Source organism: Hymenobacter lapidarius, assembly GCF_001816145.1.
Classification (GTDB): domain Bacteria; phylum Bacteroidota; class Bacteroidia; order Cytophagales; family Hymenobacteraceae; genus Hymenobacter; species Hymenobacter lapidarius.
Genome location: NZ_MDZB01000116.1, coordinates 20,188 through 27,007 on the forward strand (window position 1 = coordinate 20,188; position 6,820 = coordinate 27,007).

Here is a 6,820-nt window from a genome sequence, read left to right on the forward strand (position 1 = left end):
AAGTATCGCATTAAGCCCTTCGCAAACGTTACCGGAAATTCAGGCGGCATTTTGCCCAGCTATTTTTGCTCAATTTCCTGTAGCTCGGCTTCGGCAGTGGCGTCCAGCAGTACGTGCGTCCAGGGCTCACCGTCCTCAAAGTCGGGAGCGGCCCGTCGCCGCTGCAGCGCGGCCAGCACCTTTTGGGCAAAGGCCCAGCTGGTGGCCTGGCGCAGCTCCAGCACCCGGGCCAGCTCAGAGGGCGAGTAGCTGCCCCGGTGGGCGTGCAGCAGGAACACGGCATACAGGGCCTTCACAATGGGGAATTTGCACTTTTGCAGCAAGGTGCCGGCCGTGGCCGACTCCACGTAGCGGCAACGGGTGCAGCGCCGGGCAAAAGGCTCACGGGCTTCGCAGCTTTTTTCGTGGCCGCACTTGCGGCAGCGGTAGCCGCCCTGGGCCCACTTCAGGTCGGCCAGGTAGCGCAGGCAGGCGTCCTTGTCGGGGTATATCTGGCTGAATTCGCCAAAGTCAACTTCCCGGGCCTCAATGCGGGCGGCCTTCTCGGCGTGCAGGTCGCGGCTGAGGTCGCCGTTCAGCTTCTCAATGGCGGCCGACTGTAGGGCCAGCAGGCCGTTGGCTTCCAGCAGCTCCCGGTTTTGGGTGGCCACGGTATCGTTTTGGCGCTGCAGCTCCGCCGTGCGTTGCCCTACCAACGCTTCCAGCTCGGTGTTGAGCTGGTCTTTGAGCGCTTGGTTTTCGCGCATTTGCTCCACTAGGCGGTCCTGGGCCTGGTGCTTTTTGCGCAGTTGCTTGAGCAGGCGGTTCTGGGTAAGCAGGGTCATGTCCATCAGGCCCTTCAGTTTCTCGCCTAGGGCGTAGCTCAGAATCACCACTTCGGCCACAAAGGCCACATACAGGCTGTATACGGTGTAAGCGTTGTTGTAGAAATCAATGCCCAGCTTCCGCATAATGAGAAAGGTGAGGCTGCTGGCCACCAGCGCCTGGGCCAGCAGCAGGTAGCGCGCCGGCTTCAGCCCCGCCCGATACGCCCGAAAAGCGGCGTAATACAGCAAGCCATAGGGTAGCAGGTACAGCCAGAAGCTAAAGCCGGAGTGCACCACCGCGGCATCAAGTACCAGCAAGGCGGTGCTGCCTCCCACCACCCAGCGCCCCACCCGGTGCAGCACCGGCAGCCGCGAGGCCGTGTCCAGAAACCCGCTGGCGTAGGTGGCAAACGTGAGCAGCAGCAGTACCGGCGCCGCCGCCCCTACAAAGTGGTTCAGTCCAGGCCCGCCAGGCCACAGGTACTGAAACCCGAGCCCATCTTCCGAAAAAAACAGCAGCGCGCCGCTCCCTACATATAGCACGTAGTACAGATAGGTCCGCTCCTTCAAAAAGAAGAACAGAATCAGGTTGTACAGCACCATGATGCAAAGCACCCCGTAGAATACCCCTAGCAGCCAGTATTGCCCCGTCATTTCGGGAATAAAGCCCGCACTACTGTGCAGCATGGCCCGGAAACTGGTCCGGGTGTCGGAGTTTAGGCGGAGGTAGTAGGTCGCGGTTTGCCCGGGCCGGGGCGGCAGGTCGAAAAGGAAGTTTTTGTAGGGGTGGGGCCGGGTGGCGAAGGGCAGCGTGGCGCCGGTGGTCACGCTCTCGTAGGCCGTGCCGGCACCCAAAGGAGGCCGGTAAAACACGGCCCGCCCAATGTGTGCGTCGTAGAGCTCCAGGTACCAGGTGGAGTTTTCGGTGAGGCCGTGGCGCACGGTAATGCGCAGCCAGTAGGTACTCTGTGGGTGCTGGATATTGGGCGGCTGATTCGAGCCGCGCAAGGTGGTGAACCGGCGCTCCACGGCGGGGGAGCGCACGTCGGCCAGGGTAAGCTGGCCGCTGGGGTCTTCCAGTATGCTGTAATAGTTGTCAGCCAAAAAGAACTCGGTCCAGGAAGACTGGATGTGCAGCGTGTCTTCGGCGGTGGCAAAGGCGCTCAGGCAACTGGCCCACACCACGGCCAGCACCAGCCCGGCGCGGCCCAACAGCCGCTTCAGGCCACTACCCCACCCAATACAGCGGCTCCGCTGCGGCCGTCCCATTCTGAAGCTATAGTACATAAGGCCTTCAAAATACGAAAATGCCCGCTATAGCCGGAACTGCGCCCCCACTTTCACCCCAAACCGCTGGGCATCGGGCGAGTCGCGGTAGGTCAGCCGGTGAAGAAAATCTACCCGTAAGAATTTGAAAATGTTTTCGATGCCATAGCCTACTTCCACGTAGGGCAGCTTGCCCAGCGAAGGCACGGGCGCCAGGTCGGTGCCGTCGAGGTCCTGGCGGGGCTGCTGGCTGTTGGCGGCCTGCAGGCCGCCGTACAGGAGATTGGCCGTGGCTACCAGGCGCCAGTTGAGGCGGCGAATGCTGGGAATAGCGTTCAGCCCCAGGCCTTCAAAGTGCTGGTCGAGCCGCACCGCCACCGAGTGGTCGGTCACGAACTCGAAGTAGTTCATCAGGTTAAACGAGTTGGCGTTGTAAAACGGCGTCTGGTTGCCCAGTGGGGTTTTCAGAAACAGGTAAGGCACCCGGTCCGGAATCAGGCTGCCCTCTACCAGGTAGCCCAGGCGGCCCAGGTGGCCCAGGGACACGCTATGGGTCATCAGCAGGTTGAATTTCTGATAAGTTGGCGACGCCCTGTCGTCCAGGAGGTTGCGGGCGCCCAGGGTGTAGCGGAACGTGAACACCGGCAAGCGCTTGAGGCCCACGGTCTGGCGGCGGTTTTCGCTTTGCACCAAGTCTTCATCAGGCGCGTATCGCGCCTCCAGTACCACTTCCGACAAGGTCAGGTTGCGGCCCAGCGGCGCCCGCGGGCTGCGGTCGGAGGTGGTGAAGTAAGCGAAGTTGTGCAGGGGCTTGATGTCTTGATGGCGCACCGTGACGGTTTGGGTGAAGCCCTTGAACAGGTCGCGCTGCAGGCTCACGGCCATCAGGTCGCGCAAAATGGGGCGGCCCTGCCGAAACCGGCCCCAGCGCGAAGCCGAGGCAAAGAGGTTGTTGCCGGTCTGGAAGTCGTTGTCGAGCAGGGCGGCCTGCTCCACGTCGTGGCGCACTTCGCCGCTCACCACCGTCCAGTGCCGCCGCTCGGCCACGTAGCTGGTTCGCAGGCCAAACTTCAGCCGCCCGTCGCCCGTGCCGTAGGCAATGTAGCCCTGGGTAAACCAGTCCCGGCTGATGAAGGGCGTGGTGCGGAAGCCAAAGCGGAAGCGGCTGCCCTCAAAATCGTTGCGGGCGTAGAAGCCCAGCACCGGGCCAAGGTCCCAGCCGCCCACCCGCGCGTAGCCGTTCACGGCCAAGTCCACCCAGTCGAGCACGTTGCGCACCGCCGGCAGCTGCTTGGCCGAGTCGAGCACCGCAAAGCTCTGCTGCTCCGACAGGGTCAGCGTGTCGGGCCGGTGCAGGTCAAAATAGCTGGTGCCGGCGCCGGGCGGGCTCAGCAGGCCGCCGGGCCGCACCTCCTCCTCGGGCAGCACCGACACCACCGTTTGGTCGTAGAAGCCGGGCTCGGTATGGGGCTGGTTGCGCACAAAGTTGCTGCCCACCGTGGTGAAGCGTATCAGCATGGCGGCCTGCTTTGCCGAAGGCTGCACCGACACCACAAACCGGGTACGCATGGGCAGACCGGGCCCGTCGGCGGGCGGCGTGAGCTCCTGAAAAATGCGCAGGTCGCTGATAAAGTTGATGTTGGCGTTGGGGCTGGCCACCAAGTCGGCCCGGCGCAGAGCGTAGCCTTCAGTCGTTATCCAGATGGTGCCCCGAAAAGCGAGGTCGTGGGAGCGTTTGGGCTTGACGGCAATTTTGTAGCAGAAATCCTGGCCCACCATCACCGAGTCCAGCAAATCGTAGTCGTAGGTCTGGCGGCCGCCTTCGGCAATGGGCGAGATGAAATCTTTGCCAAGCACGTTCTGCCAGTTGGGGTAAAAGTCAAAGCTCTGGAAGTTCGAGCCCAGCATCTGGGACACCACGGAGCCTTCGCGGGGGCCCACGCCGCGCATCTGCTTGTGCAGCTGGTCTTCGCGGCGGCGCAGGGGCGAAAACTTCTGGTACACTCGCGAGCCCACTTCGGAGGCAAAAATGGGCAGCGGGGCGTCAGGGTCGGCTGCGGCGGCGGCGCCCTGCCGGATGGCCAGCGCCCGGATTGCCATAATCGCCTTGCGCTTGGCCAGGCCCGACGGGAGCTGCGCCAAGCTGGTTTCGATGCGGTGGTAGGAGTCCCATTCGGCCGCCTGCAGGGACAGGCGCTGGTTGCGGGGCTTGTTGCGCTGCACTTCGCGCAGGATGCGAAAAGCCGGGTTCTCAGGCTGCCGCGAACTCACCACCACTTCGGCAAGGGCCACGCCGCCCGCCCGCAGCCGGAACAGCACCGTTTGCACAGGCGCCTCCGAGAGCTTGCGCCGCTGGGTAACGAAGCCCACGGCGGAAGCGGCCAGCGAGTCGGCCGGACCCGTAATGGTGAGCTTGAACCGGCCGTCGGCACCAGCGGTAACGCCGGTGCTGGTCTGGGGCGCAAACACGGAAGCAAACGGCACCGGCTCACCGTTGGTAGCTTCCACTACCTGCCCACTAACTACAAAGCGCTGAGCGGCAGCTGGCAGTACCCAAAGGCACATCAGGAGCAGCGGAGCCAGAAATCTCATAGAAAGTAGTAGATGGCCAAATCCCTGAAATGCTAGTGGACTTGCAATCTACGCAAAGCAAGGTTCGGCGCCAACTAGTTCCAAGCCGAAAGCTATAACAGCCAACCAGCTAAGTCCCTAGCTATTAGCTTTTAGTTGCTAGCCACTAGATTATTTGTTTACCAGCAGGCAGTTGCGTCAAAAAGCGGTCTGTTTGGGTTGAAATAAGACGCCAAGCAGCACAACTTACCAAGTCGTCCTACCTATAAAGTGGCTTGCGTACATCTGCTCATAGCTCCAGCCCGGAAGGCCCTGCGGCCTGCTCTAGCAGCCAGATTTCGGTGCCTGTGGCCAATTGTTCAACCAGCTCAGGAGCGAAGTCGAGCAGCAGCCCGCGTTCGGTGGAGGTGGTGCGCGCTATTTCCTCCACTGTGGCCCGGCCCCGGCAAGAGTGGCCGTCGGGCAGCACTACAGCTACCGCCAGCGCCGTGTGCAGCGGGTAGCCCACCAGGTGCGGAGTAGCGCCCTCGGGCAGCGCCAGCAACCCCAGCCCCGGCAGGGGCCACGTGGCGGCAACGCGCAAAAGCAGTAAGGTAGAATCAAGCACAACGCTAATCCTGAAGTTGATTCTAATGGGCCTGCCCCCAATTGGCTTTCCTGCTCTGGGCTACCAAGCAAAGGCCTTCTCGCGCCCGCATGCTGTCTTTCGCTATGGAAAACGGGCGCGAGAAGTGCTTAAATTTCTACCTTGAGCGTAGCGGGCGCTTCGGTTATCTCAAACAGCTCGCCGTGGGGCACTATCGTAATCTGGCCGTATTCCTGGAGCAGCATTTTGTAGGCGTCGGCCACGGGGCGGGGCTTGCGGTCGAGGTCGAACAGGCCGCAGGGGTTCACGGTGCCCTCTTTGCGGGCCAGGCCCTTGTCCCAGTCAATCTGGTCGATGAGCGAGTACCAGTTGAAGCCGAGTACGGGCACGCCTTCTTTCCGCATCCGAAGGATGTTTACCCACTGTTTCCACAGCCACGCGGGTGCTTCGTTGGCGTCGAGCACGTTGGTTTCGGTGTGCATCACCGGTTTGCGGTAGCGCAGGTAATACTCGTGGGTGATGTTGTACCAGCCCATCACGTCCATGCTGGTTTGAATGGTACCATCGGGCAGCATGATTTTCTCGTTGCGGCCGTAGTAGTCGTTGCCCATAATCTGGTATCCGGGGGGCTCGCCGGCCATGAACCAGTCGTACTCGCGTCGCGTCATGCCGTTGTCGTACAAGTAGTTTAGTACTTCGCCCTCGGGATGGCGGGCATACAATAAATCGAGTGAGGCGAAGCGCAGCTTGTTCCATATCTGCACCTCATAGGTGTGCTCGGCACGCAGCTCGTGGGTAAACTCTGCCGATTCGCTCTGCACAATAATGCAGTCGGGGCGGTGGTTGGCAATCTGCTGCGTGCCCATAATGCTGGCGGCTACCAGGTGCTTCAGGGCCGTCACGAAGGATTTGTCCGTCTTCAGCTGCTCGTTCCAGATACCATCTTTGGCGCTGAGCTTGGCCGTAACGTATATCTCGTTGATGGGCGTATAGAACCGCACCCACGGGTAGCGCTTGGCCACTGCCTCGCAGTAAGCAGCAAAATGCACCGGCAGCTCCGGGTTCTGGAAGTTGCCAATGAAATCGGGCACGCCGAAGTGCAACAAGTCCAGAATCGGGGTAATGCCCAGGCGCTGAATCTCGGCCATGGCCGCATCGGCAAATTCCCAGTCGTACTTATTGGGGCCGAGCTGAATCTTGTAGTAGGGCAAGCCGTAGCGCAGCACTTTCAAGCCCATTTCCTTCACCAGGGCCAGGTCTTCCTTGTAGCGGTTGTAGTGGTCGCACTCGGCCAGTAGGTCGCGGCGGGTTTTGCCGTTGTCAATGGTGGGGTAGCTGCACTCAATGCCGGTGGCAAACATGAAGTTATTGGGCAGCCCGGTGGGCAGGCCATTGCCGTTGTGGCCCTGCGCGCCACCGTACTGGTCGCCTTCGTACTTGCCGCTGCCAAAATGGTCTTTGATGTTGGTGAGAAAGGATTTCATGGGAAGTGCTAGGACGTGTGAACAATTAAAGCCACATCAGGATGGCTCCTAGCGTGACCATTGCCAGAAAGGTACTGGCGTTCTTCTCGTAACGCGAGGCGAGGGCC

4 protein-coding genes are annotated in these 6,820 nt (G+C 61.3%); all 4 read right to left on the reverse strand.

Annotation, left to right across the window (positions count from 1 at the left end; genetic code table 11):
* Positions 1-59: 59 nt before the first annotated feature.
* The 4 genes from BEN47_RS12725 to BEN47_RS12740 all read right to left on the reverse strand — a co-directional run bounded on the left by BEN47_RS12725 (position 60) and on the right by BEN47_RS12740 (position 6,713).
* Positions 60-2,093, reverse strand: a complete 2,034-nt coding sequence (locus tag BEN47_RS12725; RefSeq protein ID WP_083322390.1) for a 7TM diverse intracellular signaling domain-containing protein — start codon at positions 2,091-2,093, stop codon at positions 60-62.
* Between the two features lie 27 nt (positions 2,094-2,120).
* Positions 2,121-4,664, reverse strand: a complete 2,544-nt coding sequence (locus BEN47_RS12730; RefSeq protein ID WP_083322391.1) for a DUF5686 and carboxypeptidase-like regulatory domain-containing protein — start codon at positions 4,662-4,664, stop codon at positions 2,121-2,123.
* 268 nt (positions 4,665-4,932) lie between these two features.
* On the reverse strand, positions 4,933-5,226 hold the full coding sequence (locus BEN47_RS12735) for a hypothetical protein (RefSeq protein ID WP_070728787.1): 294 nt from the start codon (positions 5,224-5,226) through the stop codon (positions 4,933-4,935).
* Between the two features lie 152 nt (positions 5,227-5,378).
* A complete protein-coding gene (locus BEN47_RS12740) occupies positions 5,379-6,713 on the reverse strand; it encodes a family 1 glycosylhydrolase (RefSeq protein ID WP_070728788.1) in 1,335 nt (444 codons plus the stop codon).
* Between the last annotated feature and the right edge of the window lie 107 nt (positions 6,714-6,820).

Excerpts from the sequence above, each read along its gene's own strand:
- BEN47_RS12725 (WP_083322390.1), bottom strand. The coding sequence starts at position 2,093 with ATGTACTATAGCTTCAGAATGGGACGGCCGCAGCGGAGCCGCTGTATT.
- BEN47_RS12740 (WP_070728788.1), bottom strand. The coding sequence starts at position 6,713 with ATGAAATCCTTTCTCACCAACATCAAAGACCATTTTGGCAGCGGCAAG.
- BEN47_RS12730 (WP_083322391.1), bottom strand. The coding sequence starts at position 4,664 with ATGAGATTTCTGGCTCCGCTGCTCCTGATGTGCCTTTGGGTACTGCCA.